Here is a 21137-nt window from a genome sequence, read left to right on the forward strand (position 1 = left end):
TGGCTTGGTTTCAAGGTCTATCTTGAGGGAGAGATAGAATGCTTATTGCTCAACTTTTACTGGTTGTGCTTTAAGCTTTTGAAAGAGTTTTACAAACAGCGGACTGCCAAGTACCAATACCGCAAGCACTGTGAATGTCAGTGTGATTGGGCGTTCCCATAAGAAGCTCAGTTCACCGTCGGAAATCATCAATGCACGGCGTAGGTTCTCTTCCATTAATCCACCAAGGATAAAGCCAAGCAACAGCGGTGCGAGAGGGAAGTTTGCCAGCCTTAGTGCGATGGCAGCCATTGCCACAAGTAACATCACAAACACGTCCATGGTGTTGAAAGAAACCAGATACACACCCGTAATGGAGAAGAACAGAATCATCGGCAGCAACACGGTTCTTGGTACGGCCAACAGTTTTGAGATGTATGGGATCAGCGGTAGGTTAAGAATCACCAACACAATGTTGCCGAAGTACATGGAGATAATTACCGACCAAAATACATCTGGGTGCTCAACAAACAGACGAGGGCCCGGCTGAATACCGTAAGCGATTAACGCTCCTAGCATGATTGCGGTTGTACCAGATCCCGGGATACCAAGGGTTAAGAGAGGAACGAAAGAACCACTTGATGCTGCGTTGTTCGCTGACTCCGGAGCAACCAAACCTCGGATGCTGCCTTTACCAAACTGTTCTTTTTTATCTTTTGGAGCAAGGTTACGTTCCATGCCGTAACTTAAGAAGGCGGCGATGGTTGCACCTGCGCCCGGTAGAACACCAGTAAAGAAGCCAAGGATTGAAGAGCGAATAGAAACCGGTGCTACTTCTTTGATTTCTTCCTTGGTGACTTTCATCGAACCAATGTTGCTCAGCTTATCTTGTTCCTCATCACGAGTGTCCTCAGAAGGCTTCAAAATGCCCATCAAAGTTTCACCTAGTGCAAAGGTCGCCATCGCCAACAATAGGAAGCTAAAGCCGTCCATCAAATCCGTTAGACCAAAGGTGAATCGTTCAACACCGACGCCTTTATCAATACCGACGGTAGATAGCATCAAACCCAGAATGGTCATCATCCATGCTTTTATTACTTGTCCTTTACCTGCGAAAGCAGCCACTGCGGATAAGCCAAGAAGCATTAGCGCAAAGTAGTCAGAAGATTGGAAGCTTAACGAAACGTTAGCCAATGCTGGTGCCGCCACAAGCAGCATGATGGCTGAAAGCGTGCCGCCAGTGAAAGAAGAGTAAGCCGCCAGCGCAAGTGCTTTACCTGCTTGTCCTTTCTGTGCCATTGGGTAGCCATCAAACGCGGTGACTACGGTTGAAGAACAACCCGGTGCGTTGATAAGAATAGAAGAAGTTGAACCACCAAATACCGCACCATAGTAAACGCCTGCCATCAGAATCAGACCCGAAGACGGATCCAAGCCATAGGTGATAGGGATCATCAGAGCGATGGCAGATATAGGACCAAGCCCCGGTAGCATGCCGATAAACGTACCGACAAAACAGCCAACAATCACCATCATGATGTTCATTGGCATCACGGCGGTGGATAAACCTTGTAGAATTCCATCTAACATAATTCAGTCCTTTCTTTTGACTACCAGATGGTGAAAATCAGACCAGGCTCAAGGTAGATATCAAGACCTTGAGTGAGCAACAAGTAAAACGCGATAACGAACGGGAATGAGGCTCCAAACAACACCGATTTACGTCGTTCGCCAAGAAGGTAAAAGCCCGCAAGCAGGAAGAATCCCGTCGCTAATACAAAGCCGATGTAAGTCAAACCCAGGCCATAAAGCGCCATCAAAACTAAAAAGGCGATGAGCAGTTTCCAGTTGAATGACATCACAGCGCCGCTTTGTTTATCGGGCTGACCAGTGACCAGTAGCATTAATGCTAAACCAATCCCAACGTAGGTCAGAATGGTCGGTAAGGTGCGAGCCGTGAAGGGTTCGTATTCATCCCCGGGAAAGAGAGGGATTTGCGTAGTTTGGTAGCCATAGCATAGGCAAAACAACAAAAAGATCATCGCACCGACACGATCGCGGCACAGCAAATTCTCTTTGGTAAAAATATTGGTTGAATGAGACATATCCAACTCCTAGAGCGACAGGAAAAGACCGTATATGGGCGTTAATGAAGAAGGACTAAGTCATTAACAATTAAGCGCATCGCTGATAGTCGAGTTACTTAGTGTTTACCAATCAATAAACAAAGGAGTTTTTACTTGTCGATTATCGACAATGCCCATATACGGTGAAATTAGAGTGCAAATACAACTGGGGTCAGGGATAGCTAACCCCATAAACTCGGATGGGAGTTATTGCTTCTTCAGGAAACCTAATTCGCGCATTAGATCGCCCATTTGCTGCTCTTGCTCTTCTAGGAACGCGAAGAACTCTTTGTCCGCTTTGTAGTTGTCAATCCAACCGTTGCGGTCACGAACAACTTGCCATTCGTCCGTTTTGTACATCTTGGTCAGAGCTGCGTTCCATTCATCGAGTTTGGCTTGGCTTGTGCCAGGAGCGGCAAAGAAACCACGCCAGTTCGCGAACACAGTCTCATTGCCATATTCTTTCAGGGTAGGGATGTTTGGTGCAGCGTCTAGACGTTTCGGTGCCGTAATCGCCAGTACTTTTACCTGACCAGATTTCGACATCTCTAGCACTTCGCCAAGACCGGTTGAAAGCAATTGCGTTTCGCCAGACAGAAGTGCTGCCATTGCTTTGCCTCCGGCATCATACGCGATGTAGCGAACTTTACGTGCGTCAAAACCTTCGCCTTTAAATGCGGCTGCGACGACTAGGTGATCCATCGAGCCACGAGCAGAACCGCCAGCGATTTTTACTTTACGTGGGTTAGATTCGAAATCTTTGACCACATCTTCCCATGTGTTGTACTTCGAATCCGCGGAAGTCACGATAGCGCCGTAGTCAGCAATCGTTGCGGCTACTGGCGTTAGATCTCGGAAAGACTGCGGGAAGATACCCGTCAGTGAGCGAACAACGATTGGGGTTGAGTTCACCATCAACGTATCAGGTTGGCGCTCAGCGGTTTCGATGAGGTGTGCAATGGCTTTACCACCACCGCCACCAGAGAGATTTTGGAAAGAGACATTTTCAACGATGTCGGATTTAACCAGTACATCACCTGTGCCACGAGCTGTCATATCCCAACCGCCACCAGCACCACCTGGGATTAGAAAGTGGAGTTTTTCAACATCAGCAGCAAAAGCGTGGAAAGAAAATGAGGCTGCAATGATGGATGCGGCGAGCGTTGGTTTGAGTACCTTTAACATGTTTCACGTTCCTTATGTTGGTGACTCTCTTGTTTTGAAGAGCCTTATTATTTGTTCTCCTAACGAGGTAGGGAGGCTCGCTAGTGATGAGCTAAAGGTTAATAAGGTGTTAACGCGATGTCTCTAATGCGTAGATAAAGAGAATATTGAGCATAAGCGACATTTTGTTCATAAAGTTCACGCAAACATCCGGCCAGAGAATGTGGTGAAAGACTAGGTTGGTCACATCAATTAAGAGTCTAAAACCGCCATAATGATGGAGGTTGAATAGGGAGGAACAGCGATGAAAGGAACATGTTTATGTGGCGCTATTGAAGTGACCGCACCTAAACACAATGAAGTGAGCTTTTGTCATTGCGATATGTGTCGAAAGTGGTCAAGTGGGCCTCTGCATGCGGTGCATTGCGGCCCCGATGTGACATTTAGTGGTGCTGAGCCCAAACGCTATCAATCATCCCAATGGGCAGTACGAGGTTTTTGTGCTGAATGCGGTACGAACATTTATTACCATTTATTGGCAACGGATGAATACATTCTTTCCGCCGGGTTATTTAATGAGCCAGATTTCAAATTGAGCTTAGAAATATTCACTGATGAGAAGCCCGCGTACTATGATTTGCAGCCACACAGCAAGAAAATGACAGCTCAAGAAGTGTTTGAACAATATGCGCCAGAAGAGTAGATAATCATGAAGTTTCTTTGGTTAAAGGTATTACTGACGGTAGCGGTATTTGCTGGTTTGTTTTTGATTGTCTATCAGCAAGTACAAAGTGGCGTAAGTTGAACATAAAAAGCCGAGTACAACTCGGCTTTTCGCTTTTTGCTCACGTGTGTGTTTGATTACTTAAGCATGTGAACATAGTTATAAAACTCGACATCGCGTACGTAACCGTGTTTTTCATACACAGATTGAGCAGCTTTGTTGTCTATGCCTGTGCTTAACATAACAAAGGCAGAGTCGGTCTCTTTCGCCAGTTGGTCTGCTTGTTCCAATAAGCGTTCACCAATCCCTCGTTTTCTCTGGGATGAATCCACATACAAATCGTAGAGAAGCCAAATCTTTTTCATTTCTAACGAACAGAAGAGTGGATAAAGCTGCGCAAAACCAAGCGTTTGCCCACTTTCATCAGTCGCGTAGTACACGACTGATTCTTCATTCTCAATACGAGCTTTGATAAAAGCCTCGGGATCTTTACCTGAAACATCGACTTGGTAGAACTCAAGATACTTCAGGTAAAGAGGGGCAATTTTCGCAACGTCAGAGGCGTCTGCTTTTTTTACAACGATCATAATAAAACCTCAAAGGCATACAGGACGTTAGCAAGCATACGCCTAATGTGCAGTAAGGCTTTCCGGTAATCTAATCTCTCTAAAATGATGAGCTAACAATAGTCGTAGAATTTACTCACTTTCAGCTCATCCATGGCCACAATACCTTCTACATCGAAAGCCGTGAAGGGACGATGAATATTGATAAAACAGCCCGAATCTCGGATTTGTTGTAGGGATTTCTCCTTACCTAAATAGACCAGTAATGAAGGTGTTTCCGTCGAGCCCGTATTGGCAAGATTGAACCCATCGATTTGCATTGCATTCGCCACGTTAAAATCATCCAACGCGAGTGAACCCATTCGAATATAAATGTCATGATCTGACAGTTTTGCCAACGGTTCCTTTTCAACCCCTTGTATTTTGGCCTTGGTCATCACGACCTCATTGGTGGCATGAAAAGCACCAACGAAAGCTTCTAGGGTATTGATTCGAGCCTCGCGTTGCATTTGCATCATCTTAGGTGCAGAAAACAGTCCAATGATCGCCAGTACTACAACTGCAACCACCACTTCCGTTAGGGAGAATCCTTTTTGTTTCATAGAGATTTCTTATAAATGGGGTGTAACACAAGAGAGGCGACATGGTAGCGAGTGAGGTGCTCAGGTTAAATTTGAGATGAACGATTGTTTCAACAGATAAAACCTATCAGTGCTTCTTCTCAACCAAATACAAGCGATGCTTTTTTCTTATTTTCACGACAAGCAGTGTGTCTTCATTCCCACTAGTATAAATATTGAGCTTATTAGAAAGGTGGTGTCGATGTAGGTGTTGTCTGGTTTTGTGAATGCCTTTTGAAGAATGGATTTGCTTGCGATATGCATCAAAAAATAATCGCTGTTAACCATCAATTTGAGTCAATTAACAAGTAATAAATTTGGTTCTGTGAAGGACAATCTTATTTATCGGATCGTTTTAAACATAGGTTTTGCAAAATTGATAGCAAATATTACGTTGTATAAGTCTACGCTTATGTATGGGGTTATTTAGTATTTTGATAGTAAATGGTGATGTAAAGCCGACAGTTTTGGCACTTTATAGTGATGCTGGGGTGCAAGAATGAAACGCAGTGCTGAGCTAAAAAGTAAATATTCAATCAAGTTCATTGTAAGTAGCATGTTCATGTTAGTGGCGGCACTTACGGCGATCTTCGCTTTGGGTATGCAGTATTACTTTGGGCAGAAAATGTCGCAGGAGCACGTCATCTCAAGGTTGAGTACGGCGGCGGCAGATGTAAGTGAATACATTCACCAAGTCGATAGCAATGCGATCAGCAGTACAAGAATGCTCAAGAGCTTTCTTTCTATGTCTGACCACAACTTTTCTGAAAAAGAAATCCTCACCTTGTTTGCTCAGGTTTTGGATGAAAACCCGTTCATTCAAAGCTTGTATGTGGGTAGCGAGAATGAAGATTTCTTTCAAATCATAAACCTAAAAACCTCGGTAACGATTCGCGATAAGATGAGCGCCGACGCGGTAGATCGCTGGGCCATCGCTAAAGCCACTGGGATTGGTCCGGATAGACAAATGATCGTGTCTTACGTGGATAGCAACTTTAATGTGAATCGAACCGTTGCGAGCAAAACGTCATTTTATCCTACCCGCAGACCATGGTTTATCGGGGCGACAGAAACAAACGTCTATAAGACCGAGCCTTACCTGTTTAAAAATATGAAGGTCACGGGTCAGAGCTATGCGATCCGCAGTGGTAAAGATGTTATCGGTATCGATATTGAACTGTCGACACTGAACTCAAAAATCGCTTCAACCGCGCTGGGTATGAGTTTAGAAAGTGGGGCAGAGTCTTTTATCTTCAACCATAAGGGTGAAGTGATCGCATCGAACATCGATCTAGAACGCGATATCGAAGTGCCACCGTCCGAACCATTGACGCTGACTGAGCCTCAGCGTGCGCTTGTGATTAACTCACCTGCATTATTGGTCTCGAACCAAAACGACTGGGGACCTTATGACTTTTCTCAAGCTGGTGAACCTCAGGGTTATGCCGTCGATTTGTTGAGAATACTCTCTCAGCAAACCGGCTTAGAGTTCGATTTTATCAATGGTTTTGAATCGATTACGCTTTCGAAAAAGTACTTGAGGGGCACCATTGATGTTCTTCATTCCGTGTCTGGCGAAGTGCCGGAGTACGGCGAGCAAAGCGCAACCATGTACACCGCCGGCTTGGCGATAGCAGGGAAGAGCCAACGTTTCATTCCTATTTCTCTTGAGAATTTCACTGATGAAGTGGGCGTTGTTTGCGGGTTTGGCATGAAGGAGTGGTTACAAGAAAACTACCCTAAGCTGAACATTGTTGAATTTGAAAGTCTAAGTGATGCAAAAGAAGCGCTAGAGAAAGGCGAGATACCTTATTTGGTTGATACCTATTTGACGTTGGATGAACTCAATGGCTTGGAGAAAACATCGACCGTCACAGTAAGAAAACTGGATGCGAAGCCAGTGCCTTATCACATTTACATAAACCAAAAGCACGCGGGTTTGTTAGAGGTGCTTAACCTTGCCATCGAGTCGATTACACCGGAGCAAAGAGAAGCATTAACGCAAAAATGGCTGGAATCAAACCATTGGCGCGGAACGTTTGTGCCATACCCAGAAGTATTTCAACTGTTGAAAGACACGTCTAACTACAACACCATGGTGAGACGAAGCATTGAAGGGCAAAACTACTTTGTTTATGTCACGCCAATCTCAAGTTCCAGCGGCGGTGATGACTACTTTTCGGTGGTGATTCCAAAAGAAATTGTCACCGATGCAGTAACAAAGCGCTTGTTTAACTCGCTGTTGTTTACTGCGCTGGTCATGTTAGGTCTTTTCCCTCTTGCTTGGCGACTTGGTACACCAATGACGCGCTCAATTTACGCCTTGAAAGCAAGAACGAGAAAGATCCGTGCTCGTCGCTTCGATAAAGTGTGGCCGATGACGACGCGAGTAAAAGAGATTGATGAACTCTCAGATGCAATGATGGAAATGGTGGCCGAGATTCAGTCACACGAGAAGCAGCAAGAAGAGTTTGTTGAAGCCTTTATTCGCCTTATCGCACAAGCGATCGATGACAAGTCACCATACACCGCAGGGCATTGTAACCGAGTGCCAGAAATCGGCATGATGCTGGCGGAAGCGGCTGAAAAATGTCAAAGCGGTAAATTCAAAAACTTCGCCTTCCAAAATGACGCAGAGCGAAGAGAGTTCCGTATCGCGGCATGGTTGCACGATTGCGGCAAAATCACCACACCAGAACACATCGTTGATAAAGGCACCAAGCTAGAGGCGAACTACAACCGAATCAATGAAATTCGCACTCGATTTGAAGTGTTACGCAGAGACCTAGAAATCGACTACCTAAACGCCTTGTTACGTGGCGAGGTAGACAAGGACGTCGCAAAAGCCGAGTTTGAAGAAAAAATACGCCAGCTCAACGATGACTTTGAGTTTATCGCTAATGCAAACATTGGTGGTGAGTTCATGAGTGAAGATAAAATCGAGCGAGTGAAGCAAATCGCTGAGAAAACGTGGTTACGATACTTTGATGACCGCTTAGGTTTGTCACCATTTGAAGAAATGAACAAGCCAACTTCCGACACGCAGCTGCCGGTTAGGGAAAAGCTGTTGGAAGACAAGCCAGAACATATCATCAAGCGTATTCGCCCTGTTGAGTTTGCGCCGGAGCATGGCATTCAAATGCAAGTACCGGAGCATCAGTACAACATGGGTGAAGTTTATAACCTGACGATTTCTCGCGGTACGCTGACACCAGAGGATCGCTTCAAAATCAATGAACACATGATCAGTGGCATTAAGATGCTAGAGGCTTTGCCGTTCCCACCAGAGCTAAGCAATGTTCCGCGTTATGCCTCTACTCACCACGAAACGCTGAAAGGGACGGGATACCCTCGTAAGTTGAGTGCGAATGACTTGTCGATTCCAGAGCGGATCTTAGTGATTGCTGACATTTTTGAGGCACTAACGGCGGGAGACCGACCTTACAAGAAAGCGAAGCCAGTGAGTGTGGCTATCGATATCATGTATAAGATGGCGCTGGATGAGCACTTGGATATGGACCTGTTCTTGTTGTTCCTAGAGAGCGGCGTTTACCTCGAATACGCGAAGAAGTTTATGCCAGAAACGCAAGTGGATGAGGTTGATATTCAAAAGTATCTCTCTCACTGAATCACAATGGTTTAACCCTCCCAAAAACATCAGCTAAGAGCGGTACTTCGGTATCGCTCTTTTTTATTGCGTAAAAGTGATCTCTGGCTTGTATGCGACGCAAGTCTCTGAAAAATATCTACTAGACTTGAAAAGTATATGCTTCAGGTTGCTTTGATAAAGCGAGTTGCTGAGCTTGTTGTTGAAGCCATCGGAGGGCTTTATCGCGTGAAGACTAAATCTGGTACCTCTCGTAAATTTTCGATTAAGTTCACCGTCGGGAGTTTGTTTGTAATTGCGACAGCGGTGACGGCGCTGCTTGGACTCGGCATGCAGTACTACTTCGGCAAACAGATGTCGGAAGAACATATCCTGACGCATTTAACCATGACAGCCAAAGACGTCAGCAATCATATCCATCAAATAGATGCCAGTGCGACCAGCAGCGCGGGTATCTTGCGCAGTGTAGCGGACTTCAGTGATACGCAATTCAGTGTGGACGAAATCCAACGAGTGTTCGTTCAAGCGCTCATCGACAATCCCGTTTTTTACAGTATCTATTTTGCCAATAACAACGAGTACTTCTTCCAAGTCATCAACTTGGAATCGTCCCCGGAAGTTAGAGGAAAGATAGGGGCAACCGCCAATGAGCGCTGGGTCATCATTACCATCAAAGGTGACGGCGAGGCGCGAATGCGACAAGCCATGTATTACTCCGAGTCGCTTGAGGTTGTCCGCCAAACAGAACAGAAAAGTAACTTTTATCCAACTCGCCGACCTTGGTTTGCTAGCGCATCAAGAGACAGCGTTTACAAAACCGATCCTTACCTTTTTCAGCATCTAAAGATCACCGGACAGTCTTATTCTGTGCGTAGTAAAGGCGCTGTTATTGGTGTAGATACAGTCCTCTCGTCGTTGAGCGAAAAGATCAGTACCACCGAACTTGGAATGAAAAAGGACGACAGCGTTGAAGCGTTTATTTTTAATAACCGCGGTGAAGTTGTTGCATCTAACATCAATGTTTTTCATGAAGTGGATATTCCTGATTCATCGCTTTTGGTGTTAAGCGAACCGCAAAAAGCCTTGCTAGACGACCGAGAGTTTGTGGTTTCGAATCAAAACGACTGGGGACCTTACGACTACACCCAAAGTGGCGAACCTAGTGGTTATGTTGTTGATGTACTCAACCTGATTTCGCAGAAAACGGGTATGAGGTTAGAGTTCGTTAATGGTTTCAGCTCAATAGAGTTGGAAAAGAAATATCGCAGGGGAGAGATTGATATCCTCCAGCCAGTGCTTGGTACTCCGGCAGAGTTAGGTATCAAAAGTGACACTCTTTTCATCGGGCAGCTCGCAATTGCAACTAAAACAACCAATCCAATGCCTACATCATTAAGGGAATTAGGTGATGAAAGCGTTGGTGTGGTGGCGGGTTTTGGTATGAAAGAGTGGCTGCTTAAACGCTATCCGTCACTGAATATTGTCGAGCAGCCGAATCTCGATTTAGCGAAGCGAGCGCTGCATATGGGGGATATTCAGTACCTTGTAGACAGTTACTTAACCATGGTTGAGATGAAGCGGTTAGTGAAACTGACCAATGTTCATGTCGGGTTGCTCAACGCGCCACCTTTGGAGTTTTCTCTGTTTATGAAGGAGAAAGATAAAGATGTGGTCGAGCTGATTAATCAAGCGATCACAGCTATTTCACCCGAGCAAAAAGTGGCGTTGCAAGAAAAATGGCTCAAGCCACATCAATGGAGGGGGAGTTTTGTCCCTTATCCAGAGGTCTATGAGGCAGTGATTCAGAAAGACAAACATGACACGATGAACAAAGTGACCATTGATGGTGAAAGTCGATTCCTCTACATCACCAAGTTGTATTCGACTCGTGGCACGATCGATTACTTTGCTGTGATCGTTTCTGGCCAAGTAGTGACGGATGCGGTGACAAGTAGATTGTCTAAAGCGATTGCTATTACGGCGTTCGCAATGATGATTCTCTTCCCATTGGCGTGGAGGGTGGGTTCGCCAATTGTGCGCCCAATTGTTGCGCTGAGAAAAGAGACCATCAAAATCAAAGACCGTCAGTTTGATAAACTCGTCCCGGTAGAAACGCGTATCAAAGAAGTCTCTGACTTGTCCGATTCGGTCACCGAAATGACGCAAGAGATTCAGCATCACGAGCAACAGCAAGAAGAGTTTGTTGAAGCTTTTATTCGCCTTATTGCGCAAGCGATCGATGACAAGTCTCCTTATACTGCGGGGCACTGTAATCGTGTTCCAGAAATTGGCTTGATGTTGGCAGAGGCAGTAGAGAAGTGCGACACAGGCAAGTTTAAAGACTTTAAGTTCAACAATGACGATGAACGACGAGAATTCCGTATCGCGGCTTGGTTACATGATTGCGGTAAGATCACCACGCCAGAGCACATCGTTGATAAAGGTACTAAGTTGGAAGCCAACTACAACCGCATCAATGAAATTCGCACTCGTTTCGAGGTATTAAGACGAGATGCTGAAGTGGAAATGTGGAAGTCGATATCTACTGGTGAACTGTCAAAAGAAGAGGCGCAAGCCAAGTTCGCCCAACGAGTTGCGCAGTTGGACGAAGACTTCCGATTTGTTGCCAACGCCAATGTGGGTGGCGAGTTCATGAGCGACGATAAGATTGAGCGCATTAAACATATCGCGCAGCAAACTTGGTTACGTCACTACGATGATCATCTTGGTCTTTCTCCGTTTGAAGAAATGATTAAGTCAAAATCTGACGTGACGCTGCCCGTGGTTGAAAACCTTTTAGCAGATAAGCCTGACCATATTATTGAGCGCGTTCGCCCAATGGAATTTGCACCTGAGCATGGCATTAAGGTGCAAGTGCCAGAACATCAATATAATTTGGGTGAAGTGTACAACCTGACCATTTCCCGCGGGACGTTAACACCAGAAGACCGTTTCAAAATTAACGAGCACATGATCAGTGGCATCAAAATGCTGGGGGCACTGCCATTCCCTCCGGAGTTAAGCGACGTGCCGCGTTACGCTTCGACTCACCATGAGACGCTGAAAGGCACAGGCTATCCACGTCGGTTGAGTGCAGAAGATTTATCAACCCCAGAACGCATATTGGTTATTGCCGATATTTTCGAAGCATTAACTGCAGGAGATCGACCTTACAAGAAAGCCAAGCCAGTAAGTATTGCGGTCGACATCATGTACAAGATGGCGTTGGATGAGCATTTGGATATGGACTTGTTCTTGTTGTTCTTAGAAAGCGGTGTTTACCGTGACTATGCCAACAAGTTTATGCCAGCCGAACAGGTTGATGAGGTGGATATTGAGAAGTATCTGAAGTCCAAATCATCAGACGCGTAAGCCAGAGAGCTTAGAGCGTGGAATTCCTACAACTTCAAAGAGTGGCGCATTTGTTGCCACTCTTTTTGTATCAGAACTTGGTAGCGTGTTGGTAAATCAATGTTACTTGGGGTAGGCAGCAGTTCTGCCGCTACTTGTAACGAGAGACCAGCAAAGGGATGTTGATCGTGGCAGCTGAGCAAGGTCATTGCCAAGGCATAGAAATCATCGTTCTTACTTGCCTGACCGATTCGCAGACAAGGGCGGGTCGCACTATAGGCTCGGCTAACGGTTGTATGTGTATGCTCTCGGTATTTAGCATCAATTTGAATCACACTGCCAAAGTCGATAAGCCGAACTTGGTTCTTTGACGTCACGATGACGTTATGTGGCTTGATATCGCCATGCAGATAACCGGTTTTATGCAGGTTTAGTAAAGCGAATTCAAGCTTGGTTATTAAGTCTTGCGGTAATAAATCAGGTTCTATTGCGTTAAGTGTTTTGCCTTCCAGATATTGGCTCATTAACCAGTCGGCGTGGTTTTGCGAGCCATAACCGTGAAAGTTTGCCCAGTAATCCGACGCGTATTTAGATAGAAAGTCCGCTTCAGCCATCAAGGCCCGTTTCTCAGCCAAGCTGCGCGCTACCTTGATGACCACAGAACCATAAAGTTTGTGCTCGCACTGAAACACGTTTTCGCTCAAAGGCGCTACATAAGTAACGCCACAGGCTCTAAACAGGGTTTGGTTGGCGAACGTGTTCATCACTAAATGCTCGCAGGTAACACAAAGCCCGCAAAGAAGTTCGGCACGAACGGATTGTTCTGACCTTGAGTTTTAATCGTTAAACGAACCTTATCGCCATTGTAATCAAACTCAAGTTGGGTGCTTTGCGAAGAGGTTGAAGTGACGCGCGGCTCAATCAAGCGGAACCATGCCCAACTGCCTTTAAACTGCTCATTGGCAATCGGCGTTGCTTGTTTTTGTAGACGCACCGTTAGTGCATCTTGCGCGACAGAATCACCTTTCCAGCTTTGCTGTGTCCACAGCATCGGACCGTGTTGATAGGTGAAAATCGGTTTTTCAGCACGAATGGAAAACTCAGTTAGCGCCGAGCTCATTTCTGTTGGTTTCATCTGGAATTGAATCGCAACGTTTTTCGGGTCAGTTAAAAACAGGGCAGAGCGAATGTCTTTGGCTTTATCAAACATCAGCCAAATCGCAGGATCTAACGCAAAGCCAGTATTTGGCAATAAGCCGGACATAAACGGCGCTCGTTGCTCTGTTGAGAAACCTTTCAACATGGTTTGATAGAAGGTGTCCAATGTGCCATCGGTTTTAAAGAAGGCAGCAACATCCGCCGTGCTTGCATCGCTGTTGGCACTTTTCTTAAACGGGTAGAAAGCCGCGATGGTGTTTTCATAAGGCTGGTAGACTTCGCTGTTCCACATACTATTAAGATATTGATGAGCTAAGTTCATCACCAACTCATTGGTTTGCACTGTCACATAGCCAATCACTTCACCGGATAGCGGTGGCTGGGAATCGGTCAATGACGCCAACTGTGCGACCGGATTTTGCGCTTTTAAACCTGCAGATAACGTTTCGTAAGCCACTTTGTCTGGCGTGTTGGATTTGTAAAACTGATCGAGCCATTTTGCCGTGTTAGCGAAACCTTCCAGAACGGTATCTATTGGTCTCTTACCCTGATCGTCTGGCGTCACTTGTTTGTGGAAATCATTAAACGTCAGTGTGATTTGTCGGGCGGATTCTTTCTTCTCGTTGTCTTGCGCAGCATCGGCAATCTCTTCATCGGTTTTCTTCTTCGCATCTTTTGGCTCAGGTAGAAGAACCGAAGTATAGTTTCTGATGGTGGTGAACAGCTTAGACATTGGATTGTTTGAGGCATTGTTTAGCACGTTCAAGCTTGCATTTAACTGCTCAGAACCGGAAATGGTTTTCACCTCGATGCTGTTAATAAAATCTCGCCAGTAATTGATGTAATCGTTCTGATACATACGCTTCAAATCGTGGCTGATTCTATGCATCTCTAGCGCGCTTGGTGCTTGCCCTGCGATGCCCTCATAAGCGGATAACGCTTCGATAAGAAGAGGGGATTCCACCGAAAGATCCAACTCGTTAAAGCCAGTCGGTGTGTACAAGAAAGGCACGAAGTAACCCACGTAACCAGGTTTGAATTGGTATATTTGGTTGAAGTTGGAGCCAAGTTCTTTACGCACATCGATACGTTTCTCGTACGCATGATCGTTCAAAATGTGTTGGTAGAGTAGCGTCTCTATGTTGGACTGATTGATGACTTGCTTCGCCAGCCCTTCAAGTTCTTGATTGGCAGTTGTCGCCACCAAGTGCTGGTTAAACACATCGTCGAGCAACACTTTAAGCTGAGCGACGTTAGTTTTGTCTGCTTCGCCTTGGTGCTCTAAGTTTGCTAGGAAGTAGCTTTTGAGCTCTTCAATGTTGGTGCGATTTTTATCAAACAACAGTCGATAGTCGTTCAGCAATTCGAGCGTTCTGGCTTGATCTTCCAAGTTCACATACACATACAAATCGCTCTCAATGGTGTGTGCCATGGAAGGGATCAGTACTTGTTGCAGCTCTTTGGTGTAAGCCGCTTCAACTTCTGGCTTGATGGTCGCAGTCGGTAGGAATGGCAATGTATACCAAGGTTCAGGCTCCTGATATAGCGCGTAAATGCGATGCATGGTGTAAAGGTTCGGAATGTTGCCCACCAAATCTTCTTTGCTGTATGGCTGTGCTGCGATCGCTTCTTTGTAACGCTCTAACATACCATCGGCTTTGGCTTCACGATTGGTTTGATAATCGAAGTCGAGCTTGAGGATCGTCAGTGTACCAATCAATAAACTGAGCCAAATTAGGGTGTATGAGGTTTGGCTGAACCACAACCAATTCTCTTTATGGCGGTTAACCCCGACTAAAGTGTTTTCATTTAGCACGACATGAGACATCAAATGCTGGGCAAACAAGGTTTGTTGAACGGGCATTTGTTGGTGTTGCTGATATTGCTCATTGCCGAGGGACTGATTGACCACGTTCGCCAGTAAATCATGCTGTGCGAAATCACTGCCACTGTGGGTAAAGTAGAAGCCGCGGAAGTTGAGCCCATCTGTGTATTGGTCACCTCGATGCAAGCGTTGTAAGAAATGCCACAAATTCTGTTTAAGCAAACCAAATTGGTAAGGAGCCCCACAAATGGCATTGCGGAAATCTTGGTTAAGCTGCGCTCCCAACGCGTTACTCATGTTCGAAATCAGCTGACCAATGAGGTGGTCGTATTCGTCATTGAACCAATCGGCATCAATGCCACCATGTTTTTGCACTGGGCTGGTGGCGCCGAACACTTCATTGCGTCTCGCTTCATCAAACGCAGAAAAGAACTGACAGAAATCGCTCACTTGACCCATGTTGGTTAGGACATTGTAGACAGGTAAGTTCAAACCAAATGAACGATTGAATGCTTTGATTTGCGATTTCAATTGGTCGGCTTTTTGTGAAAGGGTTTCACTATTACCTACTAACTGTTCAATTTCTGTGGTTAGCAACAAGCCGTTAATCGCTTGTCTCGGACGCCATTTATTGAGGCACTGGCACAGTGTTTTTAAGTAAAGCGGTTGTTGATCTTCGCCCATGCTGACGGAAATCAGAATTGAGTGTTCACTGAGCCAAAACAGAATCGGAAACTCAATGTCGTTGCCAAAGTCATCCACCTTATAAGCTTCGTAACCCATCTGCGTGATGATGCTTTTGTCTTTGCTCGGGTTGTCACTGAGTAAGACATAAATCGGCTGATCGTAACGGCTGGTTAAGCGCTTTTTACGTTTTTGTACGCCGAGCATTTTCTTGAAGTGGAAAGCGAGTAACTTGGAGCGTTTGATAATTAGTGCACGCTCTTGGTCTTGCTCAAGACTCTTTTTCACCTTGCGGTTGATTAACCAAAAGCAAAGCCCAGCAGAGAGCAGTGCCACAATGGTTGTCGTGATGACGCCTGTCCATAAGAAATCAGGATACGCAACAAACCAAGTCAGTAAGCCGCCTAAGGTTGCCAGAAGCAGAAGGGTAACAAGGCCCCAAATGATTGCCTTTTTTCTTGTTGGTGTGTTTGGGTTGTCTTGCGTCATCGTGACTCAACCTCGCTTTGTTTGTTTTTGTTATGCACCACTAAGCCGTTGACGTTGGCATTATCTCGATACCAGTTATTGATGGATTTCGCTTGTTCTGAGTTGTCACATCGAACAATGACGCGTACGTAGGAGTTGATGTTATCCGCGACAGGTTGATAGTTGGATGTCGGCAGTTGGGCGATAAACTTCTCGGCGTTTTTAAGGTTAGAGAAGGTCGCAAGTTGCACCAGCCAATCAGTGTCCGCTACAGGGCTCGTGACTAGAGCGCTCGTCGTCTCCGGCGCCGAAGTTTTCGCTTGTGGCGTCACAACTTTTGGCTGGCTCGGCACTGGACGAGGTGGTTGAGTGGTATTTGCCGCGACTTTATTGCCTTTTAAATCGTCGTCAGTGCTGACATAAACGATGTCTTCCGCACGACCAGATTCAACATAGCGCTGGCTGTACTCACCAAGTTGGACAAAATCACGTGCCCGCTGTGGTTTGGTTTTGTTGTACCAGAAATAGGTGAGTGCAACACTCAAACCAATGACAGTTAGGAAAAATAGCGTGGTGACAAGGTAACGTTTTTTGCGCGTTGGTTTACGTGTTTTAGGCACCGAAACCTTAGTATGGCAATAGATTCCACCGGCTTGTCGGTACTGACTTAAAATCTGTTCTAGACGGTAGGTAAAGCTCTTTAGTTGCTCGCTGCCCGTTTCGCGGTACTGACCTTTAAACCCGATATTGAGAAACAGATAAACCACTTCTAATAAGTCGATCAGCTTGTGCGGTTGGCGCGCTGCTTTCTCTGCCACAGTAAAGAAAAGCTCACCACCGTTGCGCATGCCAAACAGTTCACTGAGTAGGGTTTTGTTTTCCCAGCCGCGTTTCTCACCCCAATCGGTGTAGACAATCAATTCATCCAAAACCACAGCATACAGAAAACAGAGCTTGTCGATCACGGCGACGGGGTAGGTGAGCTCTGCGCCTTTGGTTTTGATCTCATTAATAGAAGCCACCAGTTGATGTCTGAGCGTGGTGATGTCTTCGGGCTCCGGCAATGTGTTGATCTTAAGCGTGACTGCCAACAACTCAGAACTGATGTTGATCAGCTGATTCTCGGCTTTATCGAAATGATGTAAGAACCCTATGTTGGCTTGCGCAGCGTTGACCGAATGCCACTTTACGTCTGGCATGTCGGTGTCTTTACTTACGAAGTCGTTTTCGCTGCTGTCCCAAACTAAGGTGTCTTCATCCAAATATTTCATAACTTACTACCTCAGTGCGTACAGCATCACTTCTAGGTCGCCAACACGTGTATCGACGTGCAGCGCCAGTGCATCGCGGTTTTCAATCATTTCTAACCAATTGCGGTCTGACGTATCCACTTCAAAATACGCTGTGCCTTGCATCGGTTTTAGTTCACTTGGCGCAACAGGAAGCGGCGTCAGTTGCACGCCAGAAAGGGCATTACGCACAATCTCGACAATCTTGTTATTGCTGCTAAGTTTGGCTGCTGCAGGGAACAACTCGTTGAGCTCGGTGCTGCTGATATTAGAGCGGACACTGAGAACGAATCGGCGATCAGATAGGTTGTGACCATCTTTTACCAACGTGCGAAGCAAGCGGCGTCGTTCAAACAACGAAGTGTCAAACGCAAACTCAATCACAGAGTCTTGTTGAACCAGCGTGAGCATATTGCGCAGATTCGAAAAAAGCGGATTAAAGCAATCGTAAAGACGGTGGAAATCCAACGGTTGGCAAGGCTCTGGAATCGCGGGTGTAGATGCCATGACTTGCGCTTCAAACTTACGTAGCTCCAAATAAAGCTGATGGGTTTGAAACTTTGGATTCGACAAAGATAAATCAAACCACGGAAGCCAAGTGTTGAGTGTTTGCAGCCATAGGTAATCCTGCATCATCGACTGTGGGCTCTTTTGTCCTTGTCCAGCTTGTATACGTTTGAGCAAGCTGGTGGCACGGTTGGAAGTGAGGGCATGAATCTCTTTCAAACGTTCAACCAATAGCTGTGATGCCCCATAGTGCAAACACGCAGGAATAAAGGAACGGTCTAGCATCACTTCCCCCGTTTCGCTGCATTCCAATACTTTGGCGAACGGAATCAGGGTAAAGCCCGAAGTGTCTTCGCCTTCAAGCTTAATCACTATATTGAGCTGCGCGACGTCCACTTCAACGCTGGCATTTTCAGAGGTTGAAGTATCAAACACATTGATGGTGCGCGTGAGATAGCGGCTTTGTTCCGATTCATCATTGGCGTAATCATTATTGCCTTGCAGAGAGACAGGCAGTGCTAAGTAAGCCATTTTCTCAATCGTACCGTGCGGCACATCTCTGGCGACTTCGCGTTTCAGTTCGAAATGCGTGCCATCTGGGAACAAACCCGCACTAGAAGAGACGGAAAGCTTGCCAATTTTAAGTAGATCGTGATTGATCACCAAGTCGGTCACACCATAGTAAGGGGCATAACCAGCAAGCGTTTCGACGTTTTGTCTGACGTAGTTTTGTGTGTATCTGTCTTGTTGTTGAAAGTGCTGTGGGGCAATGAACATGCCTTCTTGCCAAACGACTTTTTTATATGCGTCCACGAGATTTCCCTATCTACTGAATCGAATTAAAAGACATCCCACCAAGGCGAATCTGGTGTCACGGTTTGCAATGCTGCTTTGTTACCGCTGATCTTTAATTGTATATATTGTTCTTCTTCCTGAGGCGTGGTTGTCACTACCGTCGCCGTGCTTGCATCATATTCGGAAAATTCCACCAATACGCCGATGTACTGAGTGGTCTTGTTGATGTCTAAGGTTTGTTTGCTATTGCTGTCTGGCATCACCACGGGCAGCACTTGTTTCGACACCAAGTTTGCGCCTAATAGGCTCACGTCATCGTTATATAAATCGATAAACGGCAATTGCTTAAACTGTTGTGCATCAGTCAGTTGATACAAGCGCACTACCACGGGATTGGTACTGTTGTTAACGCTGGGGTTAATCGTCCTCTCGGCGCTTACCGCCAATTGATATTGCGTCACAACCGGTGTTGGGTCGGATGAACATCCCACCAAAGCGAAAGCGAGTAAACTAAGCCAAATCTTCATCAGCTTTCCTCGCTTTGCTTTTGCATGTTTTCCATAAACATCGCTTTGAATTGGCGACGAAAATCACCATTGTCTTGTCGATGTTGGAAGTGTTTGCGGTAGATTTTCCAATACTTCTTGTCTTTGCTGCTAAACAGTCCGCCAGACACAAATTCGCTAAATTGATTCTCTAGTTGGTTCGGAGCGAATTCATTGAGGAACTGCTCGAGCGTTTTGTCCAACGCATCAAACAAAGCATCATGTGCAAGCGGTGGGTTGCGAAGGTATTGCTGATTCTTCTCGGTAATCGTGATCAGCTTTTCGATGGAGGCTTCCAGCTCTGACGTTGGAAGGTGGTCGCCCGGAAGATACTCAATCTCCGTAGAACGCTCCATTGCTTGCTGCTGTTTCGACACTTCATCCACTTCAAAGTGATCCGCCAGTTCATCATCATCGATGTCTTCAAACGGGTCGGAGGAGAAGGGGTCATCGCTCATTACATTTTGGTGAGAGTAATGGACCTCCGATTTCACTGGTTCGACGATGTCACCTTCATCGAGAAAATCGACATTGTCTTCCAGTTGCAGGTCGAACTTGGTCGCAAAGAGTTCATCGGATTGCTCTTCGACAGGCGCTTTGCTCGACGTAAGTGTTGATACCAACATCGAATAGCTTTCGATCTTTAAAATGTCGCCATCGTTGAGTGGGTAATCTTTGTCTCTCACCATGGCTTTATCGTTGAGGCGAGCCGGGTTCTTGCCGGTACTCTTCACCAAATAACCTGTTTCAGTGAGACGAATTTGTCCGTGAATACGCGAGATGCGCTTTGATTGATCGGGCAATGCCACCTCACAAGAAGCAGAACGTCCAAACTGCCCGCCAGACTCGGGCAAATAGATGACTCTTGAAGTCACCACCTCTTCAGAGGGTACAGAAATCAAATGTATGCTGATCGCCACTTGTTATCCCTCGCATTTAGCCAACGCTGTGTTGAAAGCGGTTAAGAAACCAGAATATTTGTCCAAAAAGCGGTTAGAGAAATACACGCCCATTGGCTTAGTTTCGAATACTTGAGAATAGAAGTAATCGCTTGGAAGAGAAGCTTGGCTGATTTCCGTGTGGAACACTCTTTCATCTTCCAGTGCGACGTCAATTTCTCTTTGTTTTAAAAGCCTTAGTAAAACCTTAGCATCTCGTGGCTGCTTAACGACGTTGTATCCATTACGTTTCAGCCAAAACCATGTGCTTGAGCCAAATTCTGCCGAGAACTTAAGGTTCAACTTTGACAAATCATCAAGCTTAGGTTCTACACCGGGACCAAAATACCAACGCAGTTTTTGCTCGGTAATGGGAGCAGACAACGTTGCGTAGCTGTCATGTTCTCTGGTTTTCGGCGAGACGAAAAAGCCATGTTGTTGACCACTGTGCACGTGAAGCTGTGCGTCAGACCATTCCGTCATGGTCAGTTGGTAAGGTTGTCCCATTTCGCCCAGCGCGCATTTGACGCGATTGAGCGCAAACCCATCCATGTTTTGATTCTGGTGAGTTTGGTACGGTGCCCATTTGTGGGTCGCAAGCAGCAATCGGTCGGGACCAATCCAAACTTGCGCCCATGCTTCGAACGAAAATAGGGCACCAAGCAAAATAAACAGCGATGAAACCAGCTTGGTTATTTTGCGGAAAAAGCTCACCCCACAGCTGACCGCCGCCTCTTGAGCAAGAATCGAGGTGGTGACGAGATGGGGTGAATGTACGCTTCTAAACATCA

Annotated in this window: 15 protein-coding genes; 3 read left to right on the top strand and 12 right to left on the bottom strand. The window is 46.0% G+C overall.

All coding sequences use genetic code 11. The features are described from left to right. Window positions 1-42: 42 nt before the first annotated feature. The 3 genes from C1S73_RS01720 to C1S73_RS01730 all read right to left on the bottom strand — a co-directional run bounded on the left by C1S73_RS01720 (window position 43) and on the right by C1S73_RS01730 (window position 3290). Window positions 43-1569 (bottom strand): tripartite tricarboxylate transporter permease, encoded by a 1527-nt coding sequence (locus C1S73_RS01720; RefSeq protein ID WP_005451899.1) that lies wholly within the window; start codon window positions 1567-1569, stop codon window positions 43-45. 20 nt (window positions 1570-1589) lie between these two features. Beyond that, window positions 1590-2084 (bottom strand): tripartite tricarboxylate transporter TctB family protein, encoded by a 495-nt coding sequence (locus tag C1S73_RS01725; protein ID WP_005451900.1) that lies wholly within the window; start codon window positions 2082-2084, stop codon window positions 1590-1592. Between the two features lie 228 nt (window positions 2085-2312). Beyond that, complete coding sequence (locus C1S73_RS01730; RefSeq protein WP_009704382.1) at window positions 2313-3290, bottom strand: tripartite tricarboxylate transporter substrate binding protein; 978 nt, start codon at window positions 3288-3290, stop codon at window positions 2313-2315. Between the two features lie 283 nt (window positions 3291-3573). On the opposite strand from C1S73_RS01730, the gene C1S73_RS01735 reads away from it, so the two are divergent. Continuing rightward, complete coding sequence (locus C1S73_RS01735) at window positions 3574-3972, top strand: GFA family protein (protein WP_038867548.1); 399 nt, start codon at window positions 3574-3576, stop codon at window positions 3970-3972. Between the two features lie 158 nt (window positions 3973-4130). Here C1S73_RS01735 and C1S73_RS01740 read toward each other — a convergent pair whose 3' ends face one another. Both C1S73_RS01740 and C1S73_RS01745 read right to left on the bottom strand, forming a co-directional pair. Beyond that, window positions 4131-4580, bottom strand: coding sequence for a GNAT family N-acetyltransferase (locus C1S73_RS01740; RefSeq protein WP_009704384.1), 450 nt, complete (start codon window positions 4578-4580; stop codon window positions 4131-4133). Window positions 4581-4672: 92 nt separating this feature from the next. Next, window positions 4673-5161 carry a prepilin-type N-terminal cleavage/methylation domain-containing protein gene (locus C1S73_RS01745; RefSeq protein WP_038867550.1) on the bottom strand — a complete coding sequence of 163 codons (489 nt, stop codon included), beginning with the start codon at window positions 5159-5161 and terminating at the stop codon, window positions 4673-4675. A 517-nt stretch (window positions 5162-5678) separates the two neighbouring features. On the opposite strand from C1S73_RS01745, the gene C1S73_RS01750 reads away from it, so the two are divergent. Together C1S73_RS01750 and C1S73_RS01755 are read left to right on the top strand one after the other, a co-directional pair. Next, window positions 5679-8807 (top strand): HD domain-containing phosphohydrolase, encoded by a 3129-nt coding sequence (locus C1S73_RS01750; RefSeq protein WP_038867552.1) that lies wholly within the window; start codon window positions 5679-5681, stop codon window positions 8805-8807. Between the two features lie 207 nt (window positions 8808-9014). Next, window positions 9015-12158 (top strand): HD domain-containing phosphohydrolase, encoded by a 3144-nt coding sequence (locus C1S73_RS01755; RefSeq protein ID WP_038867614.1) that lies wholly within the window; start codon window positions 9015-9017, stop codon window positions 12156-12158. 26 nt (window positions 12159-12184) lie between these two features. Here the strand turns inward: C1S73_RS01755 and C1S73_RS01760 are convergent, their stop codons facing one another. The 7 genes from C1S73_RS01760 to C1S73_RS01790 are packed head-to-tail and all read right to left on the bottom strand — an operon-like array spanning window position 12185 to window position 21135. Then, entirely contained in the window at window positions 12185-12901 is a 717-nt protein-coding gene (locus tag C1S73_RS01760; protein WP_038867554.1) for a protein kinase domain-containing protein, read from the bottom strand. A gap of 2 nt (window positions 12902-12903) precedes the next feature. Next, window positions 12904-16293, bottom strand: coding sequence for a type VI secretion system membrane subunit TssM (gene tssM / locus C1S73_RS01765; RefSeq protein WP_038867555.1), 3390 nt, complete (start codon window positions 16291-16293; stop codon window positions 12904-12906). Continuing rightward, a complete protein-coding gene (icmH, locus tag C1S73_RS01770; RefSeq protein WP_038867557.1) occupies window positions 16290-17543 on the bottom strand; it encodes a type IVB secretion system protein IcmH/DotU in 1254 nt (417 codons plus the stop codon). The genes tssM and icmH overlap by 4 nt, the downstream gene beginning before the upstream one ends. 6 nt (window positions 17544-17549) lie before the next feature. Beyond that, a complete protein-coding gene (tssK, locus tag C1S73_RS01775; RefSeq protein ID WP_038867558.1) occupies window positions 17550-18881 on the bottom strand; it encodes a type VI secretion system baseplate subunit TssK in 1332 nt (443 codons plus the stop codon). 26 nt (window positions 18882-18907) lie between these two features. Continuing rightward, window positions 18908-19390, bottom strand: coding sequence for a type VI secretion system lipoprotein TssJ (gene tssJ / locus C1S73_RS01780; protein WP_038867561.1), 483 nt, complete (start codon window positions 19388-19390; stop codon window positions 18908-18910). Further along, on the bottom strand, window positions 19390-20328 hold the full coding sequence (locus tag C1S73_RS01785; protein ID WP_038867563.1) for a type VI secretion system-associated FHA domain protein: 939 nt from the start codon (window positions 20326-20328) through the stop codon (window positions 19390-19392). The genes tssJ and C1S73_RS01785 overlap by 1 nt, the downstream gene beginning before the upstream one ends. A gap of 3 nt (window positions 20329-20331) precedes the next feature. Beyond that, window positions 20332-21135 (bottom strand): hypothetical protein, encoded by an 804-nt coding sequence (locus C1S73_RS01790; protein WP_005426574.1) that lies wholly within the window; start codon window positions 21133-21135, stop codon window positions 20332-20334. Window positions 21136-21137: the final 2 nt, after the last annotated feature.

The organism is Vibrio jasicida 090810c (assembly GCF_002887615.1).
Taxonomy (GTDB): domain Bacteria; phylum Pseudomonadota; class Gammaproteobacteria; order Enterobacterales; family Vibrionaceae; genus Vibrio; species Vibrio jasicida.